This window comes from Micromonospora sp. CA-249363, from assembly GCF_050950185.1.
In the GTDB taxonomy this organism is placed as follows: domain Bacteria; phylum Actinomycetota; class Actinomycetes; order Mycobacteriales; family Micromonosporaceae; genus Micromonospora.
In genome coordinates this window covers 1030118-1053825 of record NZ_CP192020.1, presented here as the reverse complement: position 1 = coordinate 1053825, position 23708 = coordinate 1030118, and the positions used below count along the sequence as shown (strand labels likewise).

21 protein-coding genes, 1 tRNA gene and 1 other RNA gene are annotated in these 23708 nt (G+C 71.3%); 9 read left to right on the top strand and 14 right to left on the bottom strand.

Annotation, left to right across the window (positions count from 1 at the left end; translation table 11 throughout):
* The first annotated feature begins 7 nt into the window (after positions 1 to 7).
* Both ACQPZK_RS05020 and ACQPZK_RS05015 read left to right on the top strand, forming a co-directional pair.
* Positions 8 to 664, top strand: coding sequence for a response regulator transcription factor (locus ACQPZK_RS05020; protein WP_433537163.1), 657 nt, complete (start codon positions 8 to 10; stop codon positions 662 to 664).
* Positions 661 to 1941 carry a sensor histidine kinase gene (locus tag ACQPZK_RS05015; RefSeq protein ID WP_433537162.1) on the top strand — a complete coding sequence of 427 codons (1281 nt, stop codon included), beginning with the start codon at positions 661 to 663 and terminating at the stop codon, positions 1939 to 1941. Before ACQPZK_RS05020 ends, ACQPZK_RS05015 begins: the two co-directional genes overlap by 4 nt.
* Positions 1942 to 1957: 16 nt before the next feature.
* Here ACQPZK_RS05015 and ACQPZK_RS05010 read toward each other — a convergent pair.
* Together ACQPZK_RS05010 and ACQPZK_RS05005 are read right to left on the bottom strand one after the other, a co-directional pair.
* Positions 1958 to 2030: transfer RNA gene (locus ACQPZK_RS05010), tRNA-Ala, on the bottom strand.
* Positions 2031 to 2117: 87 nt separating this feature from the next.
* Positions 2118 to 2708 (bottom strand): YqgE/AlgH family protein, encoded by a 591-nt coding sequence (locus ACQPZK_RS05005; RefSeq protein WP_396801320.1) that lies wholly within the window; start codon positions 2706 to 2708, stop codon positions 2118 to 2120.
* Between the two features lie 172 nt (positions 2709 to 2880).
* On the opposite strand from ACQPZK_RS05005, the gene ACQPZK_RS05000 reads away from it, so the two are divergent.
* Complete coding sequence (locus ACQPZK_RS05000; RefSeq protein WP_433537161.1) at positions 2881 to 3681, top strand: S-methyl-5'-thioadenosine phosphorylase; 801 nt, start codon at positions 2881 to 2883, stop codon at positions 3679 to 3681.
* Positions 3682 to 3804: 123 nt separating this feature from the next.
* Positions 3805 to 5400 carry a benzoylformate decarboxylase gene (gene mdlC / locus ACQPZK_RS04995; protein WP_433537160.1) on the top strand — a complete coding sequence of 532 codons (1596 nt, stop codon included), beginning with the start codon at positions 3805 to 3807 and terminating at the stop codon, positions 5398 to 5400.
* 15 nt (positions 5401 to 5415) lie between these two features.
* On the opposite strand, the gene ACQPZK_RS04990 is transcribed toward mdlC, so the two are convergent.
* The 9 genes from ACQPZK_RS04990 to pruA form a co-directional block, all read right to left on the bottom strand.
* Positions 5416 to 6363 (bottom strand): hypothetical protein, encoded by a 948-nt coding sequence (locus ACQPZK_RS04990; RefSeq protein WP_433537159.1) that lies wholly within the window; start codon positions 6361 to 6363, stop codon positions 5416 to 5418.
* A 190-nt stretch (positions 6364 to 6553) separates the two neighbouring features.
* Entirely contained in the window at positions 6554 to 7186 is a 633-nt protein-coding gene (locus tag ACQPZK_RS04985; RefSeq protein WP_433537158.1) for a hypothetical protein, read from the bottom strand.
* Between the two features lie 202 nt (positions 7187 to 7388).
* Positions 7389 to 7764: a transfer-messenger RNA gene (gene ssrA, locus ACQPZK_RS04980) on the bottom strand.
* A gap of 103 nt (positions 7765 to 7867) precedes the next feature.
* Complete coding sequence (gene smpB / locus ACQPZK_RS04975) at positions 7868 to 8347, bottom strand: SsrA-binding protein SmpB (protein WP_354817929.1); 480 nt, start codon at positions 8345 to 8347, stop codon at positions 7868 to 7870.
* A gap of 143 nt (positions 8348 to 8490) precedes the next feature.
* The gene (ftsX, locus tag ACQPZK_RS04970) at positions 8491 to 9366 is read right to left on the bottom strand and encodes a permease-like cell division protein FtsX (RefSeq protein ID WP_433537157.1); all 876 of its coding nucleotides are present in this window, start codon (positions 9364 to 9366) and stop codon (positions 8491 to 8493) included.
* Between the two features lie 68 nt (positions 9367 to 9434).
* Positions 9435 to 10115, bottom strand: a complete 681-nt coding sequence (ftsE, locus tag ACQPZK_RS04965) for a cell division ATP-binding protein FtsE (RefSeq protein ID WP_007455859.1) — start codon at positions 10113 to 10115, stop codon at positions 9435 to 9437.
* 118 nt (positions 10116 to 10233) lie between these two features.
* Positions 10234 to 11355: a peptide chain release factor 2 gene (prfB, locus tag ACQPZK_RS04960; RefSeq protein ID WP_433537156.1), complete on the bottom strand. Its 1122-nt coding sequence runs from the start codon at positions 11353 to 11355 to the stop codon at positions 10234 to 10236.
* Positions 11356 to 11419: 64 nt separating this feature from the next.
* The gene (locus ACQPZK_RS04955) at positions 11420 to 11935 is read right to left on the bottom strand and encodes a PadR family transcriptional regulator (RefSeq protein ID WP_266249116.1); all 516 of its coding nucleotides are present in this window, start codon (positions 11933 to 11935) and stop codon (positions 11420 to 11422) included.
* A 176-nt stretch (positions 11936 to 12111) separates the two neighbouring features.
* A complete protein-coding gene (gene pruA, locus ACQPZK_RS04950; RefSeq protein WP_433537155.1) occupies positions 12112 to 13740 on the bottom strand; it encodes an L-glutamate gamma-semialdehyde dehydrogenase in 1629 nt (542 codons plus the stop codon).
* Positions 13741 to 14247: 507 nt separating this feature from the next.
* On the opposite strand from pruA, the gene ACQPZK_RS04945 reads away from it, so the two are divergent.
* Positions 14248 to 15348, top strand: coding sequence for a hypothetical protein (locus tag ACQPZK_RS04945; protein ID WP_433537154.1), 1101 nt, complete (start codon positions 14248 to 14250; stop codon positions 15346 to 15348).
* A gap of 6 nt (positions 15349 to 15354) precedes the next feature.
* On the opposite strand, the gene ACQPZK_RS04940 is transcribed toward ACQPZK_RS04945, so the two are convergent.
* On the bottom strand, positions 15355 to 15864 hold the full coding sequence (locus ACQPZK_RS04940) for a DUF6912 family protein (RefSeq protein ID WP_433537153.1): 510 nt from the start codon (positions 15862 to 15864) through the stop codon (positions 15355 to 15357).
* Between the two features lie 203 nt (positions 15865 to 16067).
* Here ACQPZK_RS04940 and ACQPZK_RS04935 point away from each other — a divergent pair, with 203 nt between their 5' ends.
* On the top strand, positions 16068 to 16295 hold the full coding sequence (locus ACQPZK_RS04935; protein WP_433537152.1) for a helix-turn-helix transcriptional regulator: 228 nt from the start codon (positions 16068 to 16070) through the stop codon (positions 16293 to 16295).
* Between the two features lie 213 nt (positions 16296 to 16508).
* Positions 16509 to 17078 carry an Rv3235 family protein gene (locus tag ACQPZK_RS04930; protein WP_433537151.1) on the top strand — a complete coding sequence of 190 codons (570 nt, stop codon included), beginning with the start codon at positions 16509 to 16511 and terminating at the stop codon, positions 17076 to 17078.
* Positions 17079 to 17659: 581 nt separating this feature from the next.
* Here ACQPZK_RS04930 and secA read toward each other — a convergent pair.
* On the bottom strand, positions 17660 to 20587 hold the full coding sequence (gene secA, locus ACQPZK_RS04925) for a preprotein translocase subunit SecA (RefSeq protein WP_433537150.1): 2928 nt from the start codon (positions 20585 to 20587) through the stop codon (positions 17660 to 17662).
* Between the two features lie 168 nt (positions 20588 to 20755).
* Between secA and ACQPZK_RS04920 the strand changes: the two genes are divergently transcribed.
* Positions 20756 to 21907 carry a GNAT family N-acetyltransferase gene (locus ACQPZK_RS04920; RefSeq protein WP_433537149.1) on the top strand — a complete coding sequence of 384 codons (1152 nt, stop codon included), beginning with the start codon at positions 20756 to 20758 and terminating at the stop codon, positions 21905 to 21907.
* Entirely contained in the window at positions 21904 to 23019 is a 1116-nt protein-coding gene (locus tag ACQPZK_RS04915; RefSeq protein ID WP_433537148.1) for a GNAT family N-acetyltransferase, read from the top strand. Before ACQPZK_RS04920 ends, ACQPZK_RS04915 begins: the two co-directional genes overlap by 4 nt.
* A 62-nt stretch (positions 23020 to 23081) precedes the next feature.
* On the opposite strand, the gene hpf is transcribed toward ACQPZK_RS04915, so the two are convergent.
* On the bottom strand, positions 23082 to 23708 hold the full coding sequence (gene hpf, locus ACQPZK_RS04910; RefSeq protein WP_433537147.1) for a ribosome hibernation-promoting factor, HPF/YfiA family: 627 nt from the start codon (positions 23706 to 23708) through the stop codon (positions 23082 to 23084).

Sequence of the window (23708 nt, the reverse complement as noted above, 5' to 3'; positions counted from 1 at the left end):
TCTACCCATGACTCGACTCCTGCTCGTCGAGGACGACTCGGAGCTGCGCGGGATGGTGGCCGAGACGCTGATCGGCGAGGGATACGTCGTCGACCAGGCCCCCGACGGCCAGCGCGGTCTGCACCTGGGGCTCACCCGGCCGTACGACGTGATGGTGATCGACCGACGCCTACCCGCCCTCGACGGGCTGGACCTGGTCGTCCGGCTGCGCTCCCGAGCGGTGGCCGCCCGAGCGCTGCTGCTGACCGCGCTCGGCACCGTCGAGGACCGGGTCGCCGGCCTCGACGCAGGCGCCGACGACTACCTGACGAAGCCCTTCGACCTGGACGAGCTGAGCGCCCGCATCCGGGCGCTCTGCCGCCGGATCACAGACTCCACCGAGGTGCTGCGGTTCGGGTCGGGCCAGCTCGACCTCTCCGCGCGCGACGCCGTCCTGCCCGACGGCACCCGGATCGCCCTCTCCGCGCGCGAGTTCGAGCTGCTCCGGGTGCTCGCGGCCCGACCGCTCACCGTCCACTCCCGCTCCGAGCTGCGCAGCCGGGTCTTCGACGAGGCTGCCGCGGCGTCCCTGGTCGACACGTACGTCTACTACCTGCGCCGCAAGCTCGGCCGCTCGGTGATCCGGACCGTCCACGGTCTCGGCTACAAGCTGGGAACCCTGTGAGTTCCGAGGACACCATGCTGCGCCGGGCCAGGGCGCGGGTCAGCCTGCTCGTCGGACTCACGATGACGGCGCTGCTCGCCCTGGGCGCCGCCATCTCCTACGTCGCTCTGCTGCACAACCAGCACGAACAGATCGAGCGCGAGCTCAGCTACGGCGTGGCCCACGGCACCATCAACGGGCCGCCGGCCTGCAGCTGGATCATCCTGTACGACGGCGGTCGCATCGACCTGGGTCGGAACCCGCCCCCGCCGGGCTTCCCCCTGCGGTCCGCCATCGACGCGGCGGCCCTCGACGGTCAGGTCCACAGCGACAAGGTCGACCGCAACGGCACGACCTACTACGTCCGCACCCAGCCCCGCGGCACGGGGGTCGTGCAAGCGGTGTTCGACGCGCGCTTCCAGCTCTCCGACCGGCGTCACCTGCTCGCCGCCTTCCTCCTCGCCGCGATCGTCGGCCTCGCCGCGGCAGCGCTCACGGGCATCGCCGTGGGCCGCCGAGCCGTGGCACCGCTCGCCGAGGCGCTCGGCCGGCAACGCCGGTTCGTCGCCGACGCCAGCCACGAGTTGCGCACCCCCATCGCCCAGGTCCACACCCGCGCGCAGATCCTGGCCCGCCGCGCCGGTACCGACCGCGCCGACTACGACCGCCTGATCGAGACCACCGGACGGCTCGGGGAGATCGTCGACGAGCTCCTGCTGTCTGCCCGCCTCGCCGCCACCCCGGTCGACCGACACCCCGCCGAGCCCGTCGACCTGGCCCTGCTCACCGCCCAGGCCGTCGACTGCGAGGCCGACCGCGCGGCGGAGCAGGGCGTCCAGCTGCACATGGCCGTCCCGGACGCCCCGGTTCTCGTGTGCGGCATCGCCTCGGCCCTGCGCCGCGTGGTCGGCGAACTGCTCGCCAACGCCCTCACCCACACCCCGAGTGGCGGTCGCATCGACGTCGCGCTGCACACCTCCCGCCGGAGCGCGGACCTGGTGGTCATGGACAGCGGCGCCGGCTTCGACCCTGCCGACGCGCCACACCTCTTCGACCGTTTCCACCGCGGCGCCGGGGCCGCGGACCGCCGCTTCGGTCTGGGCCTGGCTCTGCTGAAGGAGGTGGTCACCAGCCACGGCGGGACGATCTCCACCGACAGTCGGCCCGGCGCCGGGGCGACCTTCGTCGTCCGTCTACCGACAGTTCCGCCTCGGGCCGCCCTGACCGCCTCGGCCGGGAGAGAGCTGCGACGAGAAACAGGTCAGCGACCTGACCGGTATTCCCGACCAAGCCGCTGACCTGCACAAACAAGGGTGGAGCCGAGGGGACTCGAACCCCTGACCCCCACACTGCCAGTGTGGTGCGCTACCAGCTGCGCCACGGCCCCTTGCTGTCGTCCCGGTCGCCCGGGCACTCGGAAACTATACACAGACCCGCCGGCATGGTCATCTCGCGGGGTCCCCACCCGGCCGAGTCAGTTCAGCGCCACGTCCGGCGGGAAGTGGGCGACGGCGGCCATCATCCCGCCCTGCCGGCGCAGCACCATCGGCCACAGGTCGTCGGGGCGGTCGACGAAGGCGTCGCCGGGCAGGGCGTCCAGCACGAACCACGACCCGTCGGCGATCTCCTGCTCCAGCTGACCGCTGCCCCAGCCGGAGTAGCCGGCGAACACCCGGATGCCTCCGATGCTCTCCCGCAGCTTCTCCGGGTCGACGGAGAGGTCGATCGTGCCGACCGCCCCGGACACCTGGTGGAAGCCCTTGAGCCGCCGTAGCGGTTGCCGCATCCGGGCCAGGCAGATCGCCGAGTCGGGTTGCACCGGGCCACCCTCGAAGAGCACCGCCGGGTGGCGAGCCAGGTCGCTCCAGTCGCCCAGCACCTCGGCCACCGGCACCTCGGTCGCCCGGTTCAGGACGACGCCGAGCGCGCCGCCCGGCTCGTGGGCGACCAACAGCACCACCGTACGGTCGAAGTTCGGGTCCTTGAGCGCCGGAGTCGCGACCAGCAGCCGCCCGGTCATCGACTCCATCGCTCGTCCGCCGATCGCCTGGCCCTCTCCCTGCATCCCACCTACCCGTCAGCCGTGAGCCCGCGCCCGGGATCCGTCATCCGCCGCCTCCGCACGGTGCATCGGTGTCAGCCGCGCTGTCAACGCCATGCCTGGCACCATAGCCTGCGTCCCGGGCGCTGGCTAAGGTCTGAGCGGCGGGTGATCGGACAGTTGCGACGGAGGTTCCATGGCACCGACGGCGGACCTCGCGGTGATCGGCGGTTCGGGGCTGTACGCGCTCCTCGACGGCACCCCCCATGAGCTGGGCACCCCTTACGGTCCACCATCGGACGCGGTGACCATCGCGGAGGTGGCCGGGCGGCGGGTCGCATTCCTGCCCCGGCACGGATCCGACCACCGGTATCCGCCGCACCGGATTCCGTACCGGGCCAACATGTGGGCGCTGCGCTCGCTCGGCGTACGCCAGGTGTTGGCGCCGTGCGCGGTCGGTGGGCTGCGTCCGGAGCTGGGCCCCGGCACGTTCGTGGTGCCGGACCAGCTCGTCGACCGCACCAGCGGGCGGGTCCAGACCTACTACGACGAGGGTGCGGTGCACGTGCCGTTCGCCGATCCGTACTGCCCGAGGGGCCGGCACGCCCTGCTCGCCGCGGCGGCCGGGCGGGACGTCACGGCGGTGGACGGCGGGACGGTGGTGGTGGTCGAGGGCCCACGGTTCTCCACCCGTGCCGAGTCCCGCTGGTACGCGTCGATCGGCGGCACTGTCGTGAACATGACTGGCCACCCGGAGGCGGTGCTCGCCCGGGAGATGGCGCTCTGCTACTCCTCCATCGCGCTGATCACGGACCTGGACGCCGGGGTGCAGGCGGGCGAGTCGGTGACCCAGGACGAGGTGTTCCGAGTGTTCGCGGCCAACACCGACCGGCTGCGGGACGTGCTGCTGGACGCGTTGGCCGCGCTCCCCGCCGAGCAGGACTGCGCCTGCGCTCGGGCGTTGGACGGCATCAAACTGCCCTTCGCGCTCCCCTGAGCACTTCCGGACGGACTCCCCGGACGCCGGAAAAGCCCGAAAGGTCTGTCACATCCCGATAGATTCGGCTGATCGGGAGGGCGGCCCACGGTCGCCCCTGCGCGCGAGCGGAGGCAGGCGACGATGGCAACGGTCCGGGATGCGACGTACGACGTGCTCCGCACCCTGGGCATGACCACCGTCTTCGGCAACCCCGGCTCCACCGAGGAGCCGTTCCTGCGGGACTTCCCGGCCGATTTCCACTACGTCCACGCGCTGCACGAGGCCACGGCCGTGGCGATGGCCGACGGGTACGCGCAGGCCGCCGGCAGGCCCGCGCACGTCAACCTGCACACGGCGCCGGGCATGGGCAACGGCATGGGCAACCTGGTGACCGCCTGGCACAACAAGACGCCGCTGATCGTCACCGCCGGTCAGCAGACCCGGGAGATGCTCCTGCTGGAGCCCCGACTGACCAACCGCCGTGCCGTCGAGCTGCCCGAGCCGTACGTCAAGTGGAGCTACGAGCCGGTCCGCGCGCAGGACATCCCGGCGGCGCTGCTGCGGGCGTACGCGACCGCCGTGCAGCCCCCGGTCGGGCCGGTGTTCCTCTCCCTGCCGATGGACGACTGGGCCAAGCCCGCCGAGACGCCGCCCGCGCCACGTTCCGTGGCGACCCGCTTCGGGCCGGACCCGCAGCGGTTGGAGATGTTCGCCCGGGTGCTGGCCGACAGCCGCGATCCGGTCCTGGTGTTCGGACCCGGTGTGGACCGATCCGGAAGTTGGTCGGCGGCCGTCGCGCTGGCCGAGCGACTGGCCGCACCGGTCTGGTCGGCCCCGGCACCGGAGCGGGCCGTCTTCCCGGAGGACCACCCCCAGTTCCGGGGGGTCCTACCGTTCGCCATCGGGCCACTGGCCGAGGCGCTGCACGGGCACGACACCGTCCTGGTCGTCGGCGCCCCGGTGTTCCGCTACTACCCCCACGTGCCGGGCGACCACCTGCCGGAGGGCGCCCGGCTGCTGCACGTCACGGACGACCCGGACGAGGCCGCCCGAGCCCCGGTCGGGGACAGCCTGCTCAGCGACCCCGGACTGACCCTCACCGCCCTGCTCGACCTGCTGCCGGCCACCGGTCGGCAGCCACCCACACCCCGGGCAGCGCCGCCGCGGCCGGAGGTCACCGTGCCGCTGAGCGCCGACGCGATGTTCGCCGCGCTGGCCGCGCACTGGCCGGCCGACGGCGTGCTGGTCCAGGAGTCACCGTCCAACCTGGCCGCGCTACGCCGCAACCTGCGCATCACCCGACCCGCGTCGTACTTCACGATGGCCAGCGGCGGCCTCGGCTACGGCCTGCCGGCCGCGGTCGGTGTGGCGCTGGCCGAGCGGGACACCGGGCGCGGCCGACCGGTCGTCGCGGTGATCGGCGACGGCTCGTTCCACTACTCGGTGCAGGCCCTCTGGACCGCCGCGCGCCTGTCACTGCCCGTCGTGGTCGTCGTCCCGATCAACCAGCAGTACGCGATCCTCAAGGCCTTCGCCGAGCTGAAGGACACTCCCGGGGTGCCCGGCCTGGACCTGCCCGGACTGGACGTCACGGCGATCGCGGCCGGCTACGGCTGCGCGACCGAGGTGGCGCGGACTCCCGACGAGTTCGGCGCGGCGCTCGCAGCCGGACTGCGCGCCACGGGTCCCACCGTGCTGCCGGTGCCGATCAGCACCGACGTGCCCACCATCCTCTGATCGCCGTACGGGCGGTCAGCGCGGGGCGAGCGACAGGGGCGCGCCGCTGAAGACGTCCAGCACGGGCCGCGTCCCCAGCGGCGCGTCCAGGGTGACAACGACCGGTTCCAGCTTGAGCATGGCGTTGCAGACGCCGGTGGACCGGGTGACCGTGCCACCGACCACCACCACGTCCGGCCGTTCCGCCACCAACGGGGTGATGCCGGTGTCACAGGAGCCGACACCCAGGCGGACGGTCAACCGCGCGCCGTCCACCGCCGCGAGGTCCTGCGCGGCGACCACGCCGTCCGGTGGCGGCTGCGTCGGCGGGGCCACCGAGGGGACCGGCGTGACCGCCGTGGGCGCGACGGCGAGCTGCGCCACCGGCGTGGCCAGTTCCTCGACCGTGAACAACCAGGCCGGGACCTGCGCCTCGCCTCGACTCGTACGGACCGGTACGTCGCCGAGGGTCACCCGGGTGACGGTCAGCGGCAGGCACGCCGTCTGCGTCGTGCTGGTGGCCCAGCCGTCCGGTCGCGGCTCGACCGTGGGACCGCCGGGAGTCGGCAGTCCGGGACGCTTCGGCCGTCCCGGGCAGGGCAGCGGGTCCCCCTGGTCGAGCTGCCGGAACGCCTCCTCGGCCGTGATGAGCGGCAGCGTCAACCGACCATCCGGGAAACGGATCTCGCCACTGACGGCTGTCGACGGGATGGCGACCTGTGCGCGGTACCAGCCGGCTCGGAAGGCCGTCTCGGTGTCCGGGGTGAAACGCGGATCGCCGGTGAGCACGGTCGGCCCCTGGAGGGGGACGTACCCGTCGCGCCAGGCGGGACCGGGCCGCCAGGCCGCGGCGACCGCGGCGGCCCGGTCGTCGAACGCACGGTTGGTCGTCGCCGTGGGGCCGCCGGCGGAATCGGCGGCGGGTGCGGCGCAGGCCACCATGGACAGCAGGGGCAGGACGAGCAGCAGGACCGGTCGACGCATGCCCGGTTCGACGGTGCCGGCGCGGCGTGGGTTCCGGTCTCGACTCAGGTCTCGCCACCCAGATCCGTCTGATACGCCCGCAGAGCAGGTTCGCGCCACGCCGCGGTGCTCGCCCACCCACCTCATCAGCCACAGCGACCCACCGCCCCAGCGTCACGGATGTCGCCGCGCCGACCTCGGTCGCGACGGCTCAGGCGTCCGCCAGCCGGCGCAGGTGGGCGGCGACCGCGCGAGCGTCGGGGGCAGCCTCGGGCCCACCCGCGTCGAACGCGTCGGCCAGCGCGCGCAGCTCGGACGGCGGCAGGACCGGCAGACCCATGCCCCGAAGCGGGATGGTGGCCCGTTGCCCACTGACCCGATCGATGACGATGATGGCCGGCGGACCACCACGGCCCTCCGTTCCGCCGTACGACCCGGGGTCGACGCGGGCGGTGGCGAGATCGACGGTTCGGCTGCGCAGCGCGCCTCGCACGTGCACCCGGCTGCCGTCCAACCACGCGGCCGTCCGCAGCACCCGAAGCACCAGGTAGACACCGAGCAGCACGAACGGGAGCCCACACAGCCCGAGGAACAGTCCCCGTCCCGACCCGCCTTCGGACTCCCGCAGCGCGGGCGGCAGCATGCCGGGCGGCAGATCGCGGGCCTCCTCGTAGGTGGCGAACCCGTCCCCGGGGCCGGTGAGGCGACGCAGCAGCCCGCCGGCGATCACGGGCCCCAGCACGAATGCCGCACCGACCGCCGCGACGAGCACCCCCGTCACCACCGCGAGCGTGCGTTGACCGGCTGACGCGCCGACCGACAGACGCAGTCCCTGGTTTGCCACAGCCGCAGCGTAGGCGGCGACGCCCCCACCCGGTGCCCGGCGTCGGCGCGGGCGGGCGGTGATCGACTCCAGATCGGCGATGTGGGGGTGTGCGGACGGCGGGATGCCCCCACATCGGCGAGGTGGAGTGGATCGAGCCCTGCGTCCAGGCCGGATACGACGATGCGCCCCGGCCGGTGGGCCGGGGCGCATCGTTTCGAGGTGGTGGAGGTGCCGGGAATCGAACCCGGGTCCTTCGCCGGTTTGTCAGGGCTTCTCCGAGCGCAGCTCGCTATGCCTCTACTCGGCCCCACCGCTCACGCGAGCAAGTTGGTGTGACGGGCCCAGTCGCTGATTGATCTCGCCGCACGGACCCCGCGACCGGGTCCGATTGGCCAGCCTTCTAGCTGATGCCGGCTAACTGGGACGAAGGCGTTCCCAGGCCGACAGACTCACTACTCGCCTCAGGCGGCGAGAGCGAAGTCAGCGCGATTGTTCTTGGCGCTTATTGGTTTCCGACGACCGATTCTCGAGACGACGTCGGCTTCCTCGGCTCGCTTCCCCTGTCGCTGCGTACGAAGTCGAAACCAGTCACCCCCTCGACAGGCCGCCTTGTGGCGGCACTGACAAGACTAACGCCTGCCGCAACGGCTTTCATCCCGAGCCCCGAGTCGGCGCGCCGACCCGGACAAACGGGACGAATTAGTCGTCCATTCCCTTACCGCGTCGACCGGACACCCGGGCGATCTCCCGGTCCGCGTCGCGCTTGGCGAGGTCCTGGCGCTTGTCGTACGACTTCTTGCCCTTGGCCAGGGCGATCTCCACCTTGGCCCAGCCGTCGGAGAAGTAGACCTGCAACGGGACGATGGTCAGACCGCCCTCGCGGGTCTTGCCGACCAGCTTGTCGATCTCACCACGGTTCAGCAGCAGCTTGCGGGTACGCCGGGGCTCGTGGTTGGTCCAGGTGCCCTGGGTGTACTCCGGGATGTGCATCGCGTGCAGGTACAGCTCGCCGTCGCGCTCCTGGGCGAACGCGTCGACAAGCGACGCCCGCCCGGCCCGCAGCGACTTGACCTCGGTGCCGGTCAACGCCATGCCCGCCTCGTACGTGTCGAGGATCGAGTAGTCGTGGCGTGCCTTCTTGTTGGAGGCGACCACCTTGCGCCCCTTTTCCCGTGGCATCGGCGCCACCCCCTTTCCCCTGGTTGATCCGACTGCGGGGTCACCCCGGCCGGACAACCGATCATGCTACCGGAGTAACAAGGACCCTCCCGCGCCGTTTATTTCCGGGGCGCGGGAGGGTCCCTGTCAGCAGACGAACCCGACTAGACCCGCAGGTAGAAGCGCAGGGTGATCCAGGCGGTGGCGGCGCTGACCAGACCACCAACGAAGGCCATCAGCGGGAAGATGACCAGGATGTCGCCCCAGCTGATCGGCGACAGAAGGCCCTGCAACGCCTTGAGCGACCCGTCGAAGAGCAGATATTTCGCTGCCACCAGGGCCACCAGGCCGAGTAGTGCGCCGATCAGACCGGCCACCACGGCCTCCAGCACGAACGGCGCCTGGATGAACCAGTTGGAGGCGCCGACCAGCTTCATGACCGCCACCTCGCGCCGCTTGCTGTACGCGGCGACCTGGATGGTGTTGGCAACCAGGAGCAGTGCGGCGATGGCCATCACGACCGCGGCGGCCAGGGCGATGTTCTGGATCGCGGTGAGTACGTCGAAGATCTTGTCCAGGAGCCGGCTCTGGTCGACGATCTCGTCGACCCCCTCGGTCTCCTTGTACTGGTCGTAGATGTTCTTGTACTGCTCCGGGTTCTTCAGCTTGAGCCGGAACGACTCCGGAAGCTGGTCCGGCTTGACCGCGTTCACCAGGTCCGGCGCGTCCTGGTACATCTCCTGGAACTTCTTGTACGCCTCGTCCTTGTTGACGTAGATGACTTCCTTGACCAGGGGGTCGTTCTTCAGCTTGTCGTTCAGATCAGTGCGCTGCTGCTCGCTCACCTCCTGGCTCAGGAAGATCGAGACCTCGATGTTCTTGTAGTAGAGGTCCTTCATGTCGTCAACCTGGCGGTACATGAGACCGCTGGCGCCGAGCATGGTCAGCGAGACCGCCATCGTGATGATCATCGCGACAGTCATGGTCACGTTGCGCCACAGTCCGACCAGTACCTCGGACAGGACGTATTTCACGCGCATCGGGATTTCCTCCGGGTCTCCGGCATGAGGTGTTCGTCGTCAGGCTGCGAAAGGGGTGAAGCGCCGGTTCACCCGTAGACGCCGCGGGCCTGGTCACGCACGATGCGGCCGCTCTCGATCTCGATGACGCGGCGGCGCATCTGGTTCACGATGTTGGAGTCGTGGGTGACCATCACGACGGTCGTGCCGGTGCGGTTGATCCGGTCCAGCAGACGCATGATCTCGATCGAGGTGTCCGGGTCCAGGTTTCCGGTCGGCTCGTCCGCCAGCAGGATCAGCGGACGGTTCACGAACGCCCGGGCGACGGCGACCCGCTGCTGCTCACCACCGGAGAGCTCGTGCGGATAGCGGTGCTCCTTGCCACCGAGCCCCACCAGCTCCAGCACCTCCGGCACGACCCGGCGGGCGACCGCCTTGGTCTTGCCGATCACCTCGAGAGCGAACGCCACGTTCTCGTAGGCGGTGCGGTTCGGCAGCAGCCGGAAGTCCTGGAAGACACAGCCGATAGAGCGCCGGAAGTGGGGTCGCTTCCAGGAGCGCATCGACGTGACGTCCTTGCTGTTGACGATGACACGTCCCTTGTTGGGGGTCACCTCGTGCAGCAGCATCTTGATGATCGTGGACTTGCCGGAGCCGGATGGACCGATGAAGAAGACGAACTCGCCCTTCTCGATCGAGACGGACACGTTGTCGAGCGAAGGCCGGGACGCCTTCGGGTACGTCTTCGTCACTTGCTCAAGCTGAATCACGGGTGGTGAGTCTACGCGGTGTAACAACTGAGCCAAGCCCCACGCCCCGCAGATGGGGCGCGCGTCGTCGAATCCGGCTCTCACCTGGAGATCGACGACGCGCTCCGCCCGCGAGTCGTTACGCAGTGTCGTTGGCGAGCTGCCGCTGCTTGCGCCAACGGATACCGGCCTCGATGAAACCGTCCAGCTCGCCATCGAAGACGGCGCTCGGATTGCCGGTCTCCTGCTCGGTTCGGAGATCCTTCACCATCTGATACGGGTGCAGGACGTACGAGCGCATCTGGTCGCCCCACGAGCCGGCCGCGTTCTCCTTCAGGCCCTCCAACTTGGCCTGCTCCTCCTGGCGCTTGCGCTCCAGCAGTCGGGCCTGGAGCACCCGCAGCGCGGAGGCCTTGTTCTGTAGCTGGGACTTCTCGTTCTGGCAGGTCACCACGATGCCGGTGGGGATGTGGGTGAGCCGGACCGCCGAGTCGGTGGTGTTGACGCTCTGCCCACCGGGGCCCGACGAGCGGTAGACGTCGGTCCGTACCTCGTTCTCCGGGATGTCGATGTGGTCGGTCTGCTCGGTCACCGGCAGCACCTCGACGCCCGCGAAGCTCGTCTGCCGCCGGCCCTGGTTGTCGAACGGGCTGATCCGGACCAGCCGGTGGGTGCCCGACTCGACGCTGAGCGTGCCGTACGCGTACGGGACCTTGACGGCGAAGGTGGCCGACTTGAGGCCCGCCTCCTCGGCGTACGAGGTGTCGTAGACCTCCGTCGGGTAGCCGTGCCGCTCGGCCCAGCGCAGGTACATCCGCAGCAGCATCTCGGCGAAGTCCGCCGCGTCCACACCACCCGCGCCGGCCCGGATGGCGACCAGCGCCTCCCGGGAGTCGTACTCGCCGGAGAGCAGAGTGCGGACCTCCATCTCCTGGATGGCCTTGGTCAGCCCGGTGATCTCCGCCTCGACCTCGGTCAACACACCCGGGTCGGACTCGGCCTCGGCCAGCTCCAGCAGCACCTGGGCGTCGTCGAGCCGGCCGCGCAGGCTGCCCAGCTTGCTGATCTCGCCGTTGACGTACGACAGCTGCGAGGTCACCTGCTGAGCCTTGGCCTGGTCGTCCCACAGGTCGGGGGCGGACGCCTCCTGCTCCAGACGGGCCTTGTCCTCGTGCAGCCGGTCCAGGTTGAGGACGGCCTCGATGTTGCGCAGGGTCGCGTCGAGTTCCTTGAGCTGTTCGGCGTAATCGGCAGCGGTCACGACAGACAAGCCTACTGCGTCGCGGAAGCCGCAGCTCGCTCCGTGTCCGCGAACCCGCCGGTCGTCACCCGGCGGGGGCGGACTTCAGCCACGACAGGGCCGCCCGGTGGTAGGCGACCGCGAACTCCAGCGCGCTGGCGTCGTACGTCTCCCCGTCCCGTTTGGCGTTCTTGACCTGCTCCCGCACCTGGGCGAGGGCCTCGGTGTGGTACTCGTTGGCCGAGGCGTACAGGCTCTTGAGCTGGCTGGACGAGTGGAGGTTGCCGAAGGCCATCCGGAGCGCGATCGGGTTGCGGATCGTGTCCCGCCCCGGGTTCTCCGCCAGCCAGCGGGAAAATGTCCGTTTTCCGCTGGCGGTGAGCGCGTACGGCTGGCTCATTCGGGGGCCCGGCTTGCCGAGCCGTACGTAACCCCGCTCGGCCAGGACCGGCAACTCGCGGTAGACCTGACTGCGGGTCATCGACCAGTAGGGCGCCAGCCGGCGCTCTGCGGCGGCCATCAGCTGACCGCCTGTCATGGGACCCTCGTGGAGCAGCCCGAGAAGGGCCGCCGCAGTGGGGTTGACTCCGGATTCCGCCATGCCCGTTACGCTGCCACTTTGCGCTGCCGGCGTCCAGGATTTGGCGGTTTGCCACCCAAGAAGGACTTCCTAAGTGCACTGTCGGCGGCAGACTGTCCGTTGAGGACTATCGATGGATTGCCGCCATCGGTCGACCGCCGGCGGCGCTGCGCACGCCGCCGGCGGATCACCGCAGGTCAGCCCATGTGGGGGTACGTGTGGTCGGTCGGCGGCACGAACGTCTCCTTGATCGTGCGCGGCGACACCCAGCGGACCAGGTTGAGCCAGGAGCCCGCCTTGTCGTTGGTACCGCTGGCGCGGGCGCCACCGAAGGGCTGCTGCCCGACGACCGCCCCCGTCGGCTTGTCGTTGATGTAGAAGTTGCCGGCCGCGTACCGCATGCGCTCGCCGACCGCGTCGACGACCCGGCGGTCGGTGGCGAACACCGACCCGGTCAACGCGTACGGGGCGATCGACTCGGCCTGGGCGACCACCTCGTCGAAGCGGGCGTCGTCGAAGACGTGCACGCCGAGGATCGGCCCGAAGTACTCGGTGGTGAACGTCTCGTGCGCGGCGTCGGAGCACTCGAAGAGCGTCGGCCGGACGAAGTAGCCGACCGAGTCGTCCGCCGTGCCACCGGCCAGCACGCGGCAGCTGCCGTCACCGTTGATCAGCTCCAGCGCGGCGGTGTGCCGGGCGAACGCCTTGTCGTCGATCACCGCGCCACCGAAGTTGCCGAAGTCGGCCACGTCGCCGTAGGTCAGCGAGTCGGCGGTCGCGGCCAGACGATCGCGCAGGCCACCCTCCCAGATCGAGCGCGGCACGTACGCCCGGGAGGCGGCCGAGCACTTCTGACCCTGGTACTCGTACGCGCCGCGGATCAGCGCGGTGTGCAGCGCGTCCACGTCGGCGCTGGTGTGCGCGACCACGAAGTCCTTGCCACCGGTCTCGCCGACCAGCCGCGGGTAGCCCCGGTAGCGCGCGATGTTGTCGCCGACCGTCTTCCACAGGTGCTGGAAGACCTTTGTCGAACCGGTGAAGTGGATACCCGCCAGGTCCGGGTCGGCGAGCACGACGTCGGAGACCTCCTCGCCCCGGCCGGTCACCATGTTGATCACGCCGGGCGGCAGGCCGGCGGCCTCGAAGAGCCGCATGGTGAAGTGCGCGGCGAACTGCTGGGTCGGGCCCGGCTTCCAGATCACGGTGTTGCCCAGCAGCGCCGGCGCGGACGGCAGGTTGCCGGCGATGGCGGTGAAGTTGAACGGGGTGACCGCGTAGACGAAGCCCTCCAGGGGCCGGTGGTCGAAGCGGTTCCACACGCCGGGCGACGACGCCGGCTGCTCCTCGAGCAGACGCCGCGCGAAGTGCACGTTGAAGCGCAGGAAGTCGATGAACTCGCAGGCCGCGTCGATCTCCGCCTGGATCGCGGTCTTCGACTGGCCGAGCATGGTGGCGGCGTTGAGGGTGTCCCGCCAGGGGCCGGCGAGCAGCTCGGCGGCCCGCAGGAAGATCGCGGCGCGCTCCTCGAACGGCAACGCCCGCCACATCGGAGCGGCGTCCTTGGCCGCCTTGATCGCGGCGCGGGCGTCGTCGTGGGAGGCGTGCGCGGTCACGCCCAGCACATGGGCGTGCTTGTGCGGTTGCACCACGTTGATCGGGTCACCCGCCGCCATCCGCTGCTCCCCACCGATGGTCATCGGCAGGTCGATGCGCTCGGCAGCCAACTCGGTCAGCCGCCGCTGCAGCCGCTCCCGGTCTGCGCTGCCCGGCTCGTAGTTGCGAACCGGCTCGTTGCGCGGCTCGGGAACGGAGAACACGGCATCCATCAAGGCTCCTGGCGATCTCGACAGCGGTGGCGAAACCGGACCCGCGGGCACCGACCGGATAGCCGGACACCGGACGCCGCGCGGGGTAGCCGAGCAGCGGCGGGACCTCCCGCGATTGTTTCACGCGAACGTGCTGGCCCTGCCGCCGCCGTCTGTGCATAACGAAGGACCGCCCTGCCCTTTCTCTCCTTACCTCACTCTGGTGGGGCTGGGGCGACCGTCCCCGGCTCCGGGCGGTCAGGCTTGATCCCTCCGCCGGGGACGGTCGCCCCAGCCCCGACGTTGGTCGCGGTCCGCGCGCCCGTTGCTGTTCCTTCCGGGGTACGCCTCGACCCGTCGCCCGACCTGTGGCGTTGCAACCGTGTCCCGCCCTGGGCCGGTTGACTCCACTCGACTTGTCCGATGGCTCGGCTGGGGCGTACCCGGGGGGTGTGGCTCGTTCGGTGGGGGGCGCGGCGGCCCGCGTACCCTGAATGGTCGGTGACCTGGCGCCTCGAAGGGGAGACGATGACCAAGCAGCCCGGCCGCGACTCAGCCGCGGAGTCGGACCAGCCGGCGGTCGACGCGACGACCCCGACCGGCCGGCCCCTCCCGGCTCCCGGAGCGGCGGTCCTCGCGCTGCTGGCGCTCGGCTGGCTGGCCGCCATGCTCTGGTCGACCCGGGAGGCCATCACCTCGGCGGCGGCCGGCATCACCGCGATCAGCCTGTCCGCGTTCGCCCTGCCCGGCGTGATCTCGGCCGCGCTCGTGGCGGGCGCGGCCACCGCGCTGGCCTTCGGCAACCTGCTGTCCCGCCGGTACGGCGACGGGACGACCCTGCGCTTCGTCGGCGCGATCGGGGCCGGGATGGTGGTCGGGTTGCTCGCCGCGGTGGCTGTCAACCTCACCTACTTCGACACCTCGACCACCAACGTGATCGCCGGCACCACCGCGGCCGCCGCGATCATCGGTGGGGCGATCGCGGGCGCCCGGACCGCCCCGGCGGTCGGCGCGGTGGTGACCGCCGCGTTGGGCACGCTGATCTTCGTGGTGGCGTTCAGCCGTGCCCGGGACCCGCTGTTCGACCTCTTCGGCGCGGGCGACACCCAGCAGTCGCTCGTCGACGCGGCCAAGTGGGTCTCCCGCACCGAGTCGCTCCTCGGCGGCCTGCTCGCCGGACTACTCGCCTTCGGCTACCTCACCTGGGCGCGACGTCGGGCCCTGCGGCGCGATCCGCAGACGCCGGCACTGCGCTGGCCGGCGTACCTGCTCGCGGGCGCCGGACCGGGCCTGCTCCTGCTGCTCGCCGAAGTGATCATCCGGATCGGCGGCCGCTCGCTGCTGGACCTGGCCAGCGCGCTCAGCGAGGCCGACGCGGTGGCGCAGACGTCGCTGGGCACCTCGCGGGTGGACAACGGCATCTGGGTGCTGTTCGTGGGGGCGCTGACGGCACTCGTCGCGTTCGGCCGGACGCTCGGCCCGGCGCACACCGACGACGAACCGACGCCATCCGACGACGCACCGGCGCCGACCGGCCGGCCTGTCTCCGGGCCGGCGACAACCGCCGGCGCGGCCAGCGATGTCGAGGAGGACGAGCCGGACACGGCGGACGCCGACCCGGCTCGCTGAGCGCTGTCAGTCGGCGGTGCGCAGCAGGACGTCCAGCTCCGACACGTCGTACCACTCCAACTCGTGATCCTCGGCGCCGTCGACGGTGAACTGCGCGTCCGGGTCACCGGCGGCGGCCTCGGCCACCACGTCGGCCGCGGCGGCGACCTCCTCGACGGCGTCCGTACCGTCCACGTGGATCGCCGCGACAGCTCGCACCGGCACGGTGTCGGTCAAGGTCACCAGGCTGGAGCCCAGCTCACCGTCGCCACGACCGAGAGCGGCGGGCGGCAGGTCGACCGAGACGACCACGCGGCGGCGGGGCGCGGCCGGGTCGGCCCGGAGCAGGTGCAGGGCGTCCTGGGCGGCCCGCGTGAACGCGACGTACTCCAACTCCTCCTCGTCGCCCTCGGCGTACCACTCGCGCAGCGAGGGCGTCACCGCGTGCGCGGCGTCGGCGGTCAGCCCCTGCTCGCGCAGGCGGGCCAGCATGGGTACGGTCGCCGGCACGTACACCCGGACAAGCTCGTCGGTCACCGGTCGTCTCCCCGCTCGGTTCCGTACCGGCGGTGGCCGGCACGGGCGCAGATCATGCCGCACGCCGTGACCGTCATACACCTCGCCTCCGGCCGGTGGAAGTTTTCCGCCGGTGTGTCCGACGCCGACGGCCACGGCAATGTTGGGCGGTGAGCGCTGCCGGTGGCAAACTGAGGCAAACGACGTCAACCCCGGGAGTTCCTGTGGAGCCGAGGTTCCTGCTGCTCTCCGACGTGGCCGCCGAGCTGAACGTGTCGGACTCGCAGGTCTACCACATGGTCCGCAGCGGGGAGCTGCCGGCGATCAAGGTCGGCGGGCGCGGCCAGTGGCGGGTCGAGCGGGCCCGGCTGGAGGAGTACATCGCGCAGAAGTACGCCGAGACCGCCGACTGGGTGCGCGAGAATCCCCTCGTCGACCGCGAGCCCGAGTAGCGACGCTCGGCCCTCCGCGCGCGGTGATCCACTCCAGATCACCGATGTCGGGCTGTCCGAACCGCCGCGACACCGCCGAATCCGCGAAGTCGAGTGGATCACCCGGGCGCGGCCCATTCGCCGCAGTGGCCATTGACCGGGACCGCTTTGTCGCCGAGAATCTAGTGAGTCGAAGGCAAACTAAGGCAAACGCAAGATCATTGGGAGGCAGCGATGAGCGAGCGGCGACCCGGAGTCTCCCGACCATCCGTGCGCCTGCGTCCCGTCCCGCCCATCGACCCGCCGTACCAGGACGAGACGTACTGGCCGGGGCCGACGGCCGGTCAGCTCGCCCTCGACCTCTTCGCCTCGACACGACCGGACCCGGTCCGGCCCACGACTCCACGCCGTACGCCCGCGCATCCGGCCAACCATCCGGGCGCTCCCCTGCCTCCGTCGACGGCGCCCGAGGCCACCCGGGCCGCGCATCGCTTCGTCGGCACCTGCCTTGAGGTGGTCAACGGCTACCGCTTACCGGCTCAGGTACGCCCTCTGCTCGACCCGGGCCGGGCGACCGACCTGCTCACCGAACTCGCTCGGGCCACCGGGCGGGCCGGTCCGGCGCGGCGTCGGGCGACCCGGCCGGCACTGCGGCTCAGCCGGCTGCGGGTCTGCGAACCTCGCGAGGCAGCGGTGGAGGCAGCCGCCGTGGTGAGCGGCCCGGGTGGTCGCAGCTGGGCCATGGCGGTACGCCTGGAGCACCGGCGTGGCCGCTGGCTGTGCACAGCCCTGCACGTCCTCTGATCCGCTCGCCGTGCGCTGATCGACTCGACATCCCCGAAATCGGGGCATCAGCCGGCCGCTGACACACCGACTTCCCCGAAGCGGAGTCGATCTCGTCCCCGGGCCCAGACGCCGGCCGGACGAAGACGCCAGGCCGACCGAGGCCGGGGCGACCGGCCGGGACCGGGCCGACCGAGGCCGGGCCGGGCCGACCGAGGCCAGGCCGGGCCGACCGAGGCCAGGCCGGGCCGACCGAGGCCAGGCCGGGCCGACCGAGGCCAGGCCGGGCCGACCGAGGCCAGGCCGGGCCGACCGAGGCCAGGCCGGGCCGACCGAGGCCAGGCCGGGCCGACCGAGGCCAGGCCGGGCCGACCGAGGCCAGGCCGGGCCGACCGAGGCCAGGCCGGGCCGACCGAGGCCAGGCCGGGCCGACCGAGGCCAGGCCGGGCCGACCGAGGCCAGGCCGGGCCGACCGAGGCCAGGCCGGGCCGACCGAGGCCAGGCCGGGCCGACCGAGGCCAGGCCGACCGACCGGAAACGGGGACGGGGACGCCGATGGGCCCCGGCCTTGTCGGCCGGGGCCCATCGGGACGCGGTGTCGGTCAGTTACCGCCGTTGGGTGCGCCGTGGCAGCGCTTGTACTTGCGACCCGAGCCGCACGGGCACGGCGCGTTGCGGGACGGGCCGTTGCCGCCGTCGGCCTGGTTGGGGGCCGGGCGCCGGGAACCGGCCGTCGGGAGCACCGGGCCACGCAGGCCCGAGGCCGGCCGCTGCGGGGCGGACGGAGCACTCCGCCCGGGCGCAGCCGGAGCGCCAGGCGCCGGGCGGCCCACGCCGAGCGCCGGCGCCTGCTGCTGCTCCTGTTCGAAGGCGACGGCGCCGGGGCTGGCCTCGCCGTCGATGGTCGGAGCGGAATACTGCAGACCCTGCCGCTGCGGCGCACGGTTCAGACCCTTGGCCCGGATCTCCACCGGCTTGTCGAGCAGCTTCACCTCTTCCGAGTCGGCTTCGGGCTCCGGCTCGGTGACCTGGACGTCGACGTTGTAGAGGAAACCGACGGTCTCCTCCTTGATGCCGTCCATCATGGTGGCGAACATGTCGAAGCCCTCGCGCTGGTACTCCACGACGGGGTCGCGCTGGGCGTACGCCCGGAGGTTGATGCCCTCCTGGAGGTAGTCCATCTCGTAGAGGTGCTCGCGCCACTTGCGGTCGATCACCTGGAGCAGCACCATCCGCTCGAGCTGGCGCACGCCTTCGGTGCCGAGCTGCTCCTCGCGGCGGTCGTACGCGGCGTTCGCGTCCTCCTTGAGGCGTGCGACGAGGAAGTCGGCGTCCATGCCGGCCCGTGACCCGCCGGCCTCCTCCTCCAGCTCCTCGATCGTCACGCCGACCGGGTAGAGCTGCTTGAGGCTGGACCAGAGCTGCTCGAGGTCCCAGTCCTCGCCGTACCCCTCGGAGGTGGCGCCCCGCACGTACGCCTCGACGGTGTCGTCGATCATGTTGCGGACCTGGTCGGACAGGTCTTCGCCGTTGAGCACCCGCAGCCGCTCGGCGTAGACGACCTGGCGCTGCTTGTTGAGCACCTCGTCGTACTTCAGAACGTTCTTGCGGATCTCGGCGTTCTGGCCCTCGATCTGGGCCTGGGCGCTCTTGATCTGGCGGGTGACCATCTTCGACTCGATGGGCACGTCCTCCGGGATGTTGAAGCGCTCCATCACGGCCTCGACCGCGCCGGCCCGGAAGCGGCGCATCAGCTCGTCCTGGAGGGACAGGTAGAACCGGGACTCACCCGGGTCGCCCTGCCGGCCGGCACGACCGCGCAGCTGGTTGTCGATCCGCCGGGACTCGTGCCGCTCGGTGCCCAGCACGTAGAGACCACCGGCGGCGGCGACCTCGTCCGCCTCGGCGTCGCAGGCCTGCTTCCAGGTGGGCAGGACCTCCTCCATCGCCTTGGCGTAGTCCTCCTCGTTCTCCAGCGGGTCGAGACCGCGCTGGCGCAGCTCGTTGGCCGCCAGGAACTCGGGGTTGCCGCCGAGCAGGATGTCCGTGCCACGGCCGGCCATGTTGGTGGCGACGGTGACCGCACCCTTGCGCCCGGCCTGGGCGACGATCTCCGCCTCCCGGGCGTGGAACTTGGCGTTCAACACGTTGTGCGGGATGCCCCGGCGGCGCAGCAGCTGGGACAGGATCTCGGAATTCTCCACCGAGACGGTGCCGACGAGCACCGGCTGGCCCATCTGGTGCCGCTCCGCGATGTCCTCGATGACCGCGTTGAACTTGGCCTTCTCCGTCTTGTAGATGACGTCCGGCCGGTCCTCGCGGACCATCGGGCGGTGGGTCGGGATGGTCACGACACCGACCTTGTAGACCTTGTTGAACTCGCTCGCCTCGGTCTGCGCCGTACCGGTCATGCCGGACAGCTTGTTGTAGAGGCGGAAGTAGTTCTGGAGGGTGATCGTGGCCAGGGTCTGGTTCTCCTGCTTGATCTCCACCCCCTCCTTCGCCTCGATCGCCTGGTGCATGCCCTCGTTGTAGCGACGGCCGTGCAGGATGCGACCGGTGAACTCGTCGACGATCAGGACCTCACCGTCGCTGACGATGTAGTCCTTGTCGCGCTTGTAGAGCTCCTTGGCCTTGATGGCGTTGTTGAGGTAGCCGACGAGCGGGGTGTTCACCGACTCGTACAGGTTGTCGATGCCGAGCCGGTCCTCGACCTTGGCGACACCGCGTTCGGTGACCGCGACGGTCCGCTTGGAGTGGTCGACCTCGTAGTCGCCCTCGCCGTCGGTGCCGGGCTGGAGCCGGGCGACCACGCCCGCGAACTCGCCGTACCAGCGGGCCGAGTGCTCGGCCGGGCCGGAGATGATCAGCGGGGTACGCGCCTCGTCGATCAGGATCGAGTCGACCTCGTCGACGACGGCGAAGTTGTGGCCCCGCTGGACCAGCTCGTCCTTCGACCAGGCCATGTTGTCGCGCAGGTAGTCGAAGCCGAACTCGTTGTTGGTGCCGTAGGTGATGTCGCACTCGTAGGCGGCCTTGTGCTCGGCGGCCGGCCGGTTGGGCAGCACGACGCCGACGGTCAGCCCGAGGAACTCGTGAACGCGGCCCATCCAGGCCGCGTCGCGCTGGGCGAGGTAGTCGTTGACGGTGACCACGTGTACGCCGTCGCCGGAGAGCGCGTTGAGGTAGACGGCCATGACCGAGGTCAGCGTCTTGCCCTCACCGGTCTTCATCTCGGCGATGTTGCCGAAGTGCAGCGCCGCGCCGCCCATCACCTGGACGTCGTACGGCCGCTGGCCGAGCACGCGGGCAGCCGCCTCGCGGGCCACCGCGAACGCCTCCGGCAGCAGGTCGTCGAGGGTCTCACCGTCGGCGAGCCGCTCGCGGAACTGCTCGGTCATGCCGCGCAGCTCCTCGTCGGTGAGGTTGACGTAGTCGTCCTCGATCGAGCTGACGGCGGCGGCGATGGCCTTGAGCCGGCGCACCATGCGGCCTTCGCCCGCGTTAAGGACCTTTTCCAGAATCGACACGGATCAACGCTCCCCTAGACAGTCTCGAACCATCGTAGGCGCAACATCGGCGCGATGGTCACTGGTGGCGGCGGTCCGCTCCGCCGAACCCGACATAACACGCGCACGGGTCGCGCCCGGGACGTTATCCGGTTACGCCCAGGGCGAACGTTCCGGCACGATGCACGGGTGGAGCCAGTGGAGATCATCGAGGACGGGGTGCTGCTGCGACCCTGGCGGGAGGCGGACGCCGAGGGCGTACACCGAGCCTGCCAGGACCGGGACATTCAGCGTTGGACCACCGTACCGCGCCCGTACCTGCCCGAACACGCCCGCGACTTCGTCTCGCGGGTGAGCGCGCGAGCGTGGGCGGACGGCACCGGGGCACCGTTCGCCGTCTGCGACGCGGCCAGCGGTGACCTGCTCGGCTCGTGCGGGCTGATCTCCATCGACAGCGCCGGCACCGGTGAGATCGGCTACTGGACGGCCCCGTGGGCGCGCGGTCGGGGTGTGGCCGTCCGGGCCACCCGGGCGGTGTCCCGCTGGTCGTTCGAGAAGCTGGGGCTGCGCCGGCTGCTGTGGCAGGCGGAGGTGGGTAACCACGTCTCCCGGCTGGTCGCGCTCCGGGCCGGCTTCCGGATCGACGGCCGGGTCCGGCAGGCGAACCCGACGCCGGACGGCGGCGCGGACGGCTGGATCGGCTCGCTGCTGCCGGGCGAGGTGCCCGAAGCAGGGTCGACCGGTCCGGCCGCCCGAGGCACCCTGGCGGCTCGCCGGGCCGCTGTCTTCGGCCGCCCCAAGCCGGTTCTCTTCGCCACCTCGGCGCACGGTGAGCTGCGGCTCCGACCGATGGAGGAGCGGGACCTGGACGCCGTCGTGCAGACCTGCCGGGACCCGGAGTCGATCCGCTGGACCACGGTCCCCGACCCGTACGACCGCTCCGACGCGCAGGGGTACCGGAGCTTCGGCCAGGACGCCTGGGCCCGGGGCGACGCCGCCTGCTTCGTGATCGCCGACCCGGACGACCGGTACGCCGGTTCGCTGGACCTGCGGCTCTCCCCCGCCGATCCGCTGCTGGCGGACGTGGGCTTCATGGTCGCCCCGGCCGTCCGCGGCCGGGGCTACCTGCCGGCCGCGCTGCTCGCGCTCAGCGCCTGGGGTTTCACCACCCTTGGCCTGGCACGCATCGAGTGGAAGGCGAACGTGGGCAACACCTCGTCCCGCCGGGCCGCCGAGAAGGCGGGCTTCACGTTCGAGGGGACAGCCCGGGGCGGCGTGCCGCACCGAGGTGAACGGGTCGACGCCTGGGTGGCCGCGCTGCTCGCCGAGGACCTGACGTGACGGGCGCGCCACCGGTCGTCGAGGCGCACGGGGTACGGCTGCGGGCGTTCCGCCTCGACGACATCGCGGACCTCATCGACGGTTGCGCGGACCCGCTCAGCCAGCGGTTCGTGTCCACCATGCCGTCCCCGTACACCGAGGTCGACGCCCGCTGGTGGGTCGAGGCCGGCGCGCCGGCGGTCTGGGGCGGCGGCGGCGCCGCGTACGCCATCGCGGACCCGGCCACCGACCGCCTGCTCGGCGGCACCGGGTTGAGCAACCCGGTGCCCGCCCGACGCCAGGCGGACATCGGGTACTGGCTGCGGCCGGCGGCGCGGGGACGCGGGCTGGCCACGGCCGCGACCCGGGCGCTGAGCGAGCACGCCTTCAACGCCGGGACGGTCCGGCTGGAGTTGCCGACCGAGCCGGAGAACGCGGCCAGCCAGCGCGTCGCGCTGGCGGCCGGCTTCCGCTACGAGGGCCTGCGCCGGTCGGCCGGCCAGCGTCGGGACGGCGGCCGGCACGACCTGTTGACCTGGGTACGCCTCGCCGGAGATCCGCCCGGCCCGATCGCCCGGCTGCTGCCGGACCTGCCCGACGGGATGCTCACCGACCAGGTGGTGGCGCTGCGCCGGCTCGCGCCGCAGGACGCGGAGATGATGTACGGGCTGCACAGCCGGCCGGAGGTGGTGGCCAACCAGGCTCCTCCGGTGCCTCCGACGCGGGAGTCGATCGAGCGGCGCTGCCGGCTGGCCGAGAGCGGGTGGCTGACCGGTGACATCGCCCGGCTTCTGATCGTCGACGTGGCAACCGGCGAGCCGGCGGGCAGTTGCGGCCTGTCGTACACCGAGGTGGCCAGCGGGGAGGGTTCGATCGGCTACGCGCTGCTCCCGCAGTGGCGGGGACACGGGTACGCCACCCGGGCGGTCCGGCTGCTCGCGGCCTGGGCGTTCGGACCGGCCGGTCTTGCCCGGCTCACGGCCGGTACGGTGCCCGGGAACACCGCCTCGCACCGCGTGCTGGAGCGGGTCGGCTTCCAGCGCGAGGGCCTGCAACGGGGTCGGCTGCCCGGCCTGGCGGGAGCTCGCCTCGACGACCTGACCTTCGCCCTGCTCCCCGCCGACCTGCGCTGACCGAGCACGAGGGCCGTGACGGACGACCGCCACGGCCCCATGCTCGACGGGTCGGACCCGCCTCAGGCGTCGAGGGAGATGATGCCGTAGTCGTAGGCGTGACGTCGGTAGACGACGCTGGGACGGCCGGTCTCCTTGTCCTGGAAGAGGTAGAAGTCGTGACCGACCAGCTCCATCTGGAAGAGCGCGTCGTCGATCGTCATGGGCTCGGCCGGGTGCACCTTCTCCCGGGCGATGTGCCACGGCTGGTCGTACTCCTCCTCGGCGCGCTCCGCCACGGCGGTGCCGGCGCGGGCGCTCGACGCGGACAGCGGGGCGGCGACCAGGTCGGTGACCGGCAGGTCGGCGGTGGCGGCGGCCACGGAGATCGGCGCGTGCCGGCCACGGTGTACGCGCCGGCGGTCCGCCGCGCGGCGTAGCCGGGTGTCGAGTTTCGCGATGGCGGCGTCGAGCGCGCTGTAGAAGTCGTTCGTGCAGGCCTCGGCCCGGATCACCGGACCACGGGAAACGCAGGTGATCTCCACCCGCTGGCAGTGGTCGGCCTGGCGCGGATTGCGCTCGTGAAACAGCTCGACATCGATGCGAATAATCTTGTGGTCGTAACGTTCGACCTTTGCGAGTTTCTCGGCTACGTGTACCCGGTAATGGTCCGGCACTTCGACGTTGCGGCCCTTGACCACGATGTCCAC

Excerpts from the sequence above, each read along its gene's own strand:
- ACQPZK_RS04990 (WP_433537159.1), bottom strand. The coding sequence starts at position 6,363 with ATGCGTCGACCGGTCCTGCTGCTCGTCCTGCCCCTGCTGTCCATGGTG.
- ACQPZK_RS04930 (WP_433537151.1), top strand. The coding sequence starts at position 16,509 with ATGAGCGAGCGGCGACCCGGAGTCTCCCGACCATCCGTGCGCCTGCGT.
- ACQPZK_RS05005 (WP_396801320.1), bottom strand. The coding sequence starts at position 2,708 with ATGCAGGGAGAGGGCCAGGCGATCGGCGGACGAGCGATGGAGTCGATG.
- ACQPZK_RS04955 (WP_266249116.1), bottom strand. The coding sequence starts at position 11,935 with ATGGCGGAATCCGGAGTCAACCCCACTGCGGCGGCCCTTCTCGGGCTG.
- ACQPZK_RS05000 (WP_433537161.1), top strand. The coding sequence starts at position 2,881 with ATGGCACCGACGGCGGACCTCGCGGTGATCGGCGGTTCGGGGCTGTAC.
- ACQPZK_RS04945 (WP_433537154.1), top strand. The coding sequence starts at position 14,248 with ATGACCAAGCAGCCCGGCCGCGACTCAGCCGCGGAGTCGGACCAGCCG.
- pruA (WP_433537155.1), bottom strand. The coding sequence starts at position 13,740 with ATGGATGCCGTGTTCTCCGTTCCCGAGCCGCGCAACGAGCCGGTTCGC.
- mdlC (WP_433537160.1), top strand. The coding sequence starts at position 3,805 with ATGGCAACGGTCCGGGATGCGACGTACGACGTGCTCCGCACCCTGGGC.
- smpB (WP_354817929.1), bottom strand. The coding sequence starts at position 8,347 with ATGCCACGGGAAAAGGGGCGCAAGGTGGTCGCCTCCAACAAGAAGGCA.
- ftsX (WP_433537157.1), bottom strand. The coding sequence starts at position 9,366 with ATGCGCGTGAAATACGTCCTGTCCGAGGTACTGGTCGGACTGTGGCGC.
- ACQPZK_RS05020 (WP_433537163.1), top strand. The coding sequence starts at position 8 with ATGACTCGACTCCTGCTCGTCGAGGACGACTCGGAGCTGCGCGGGATG.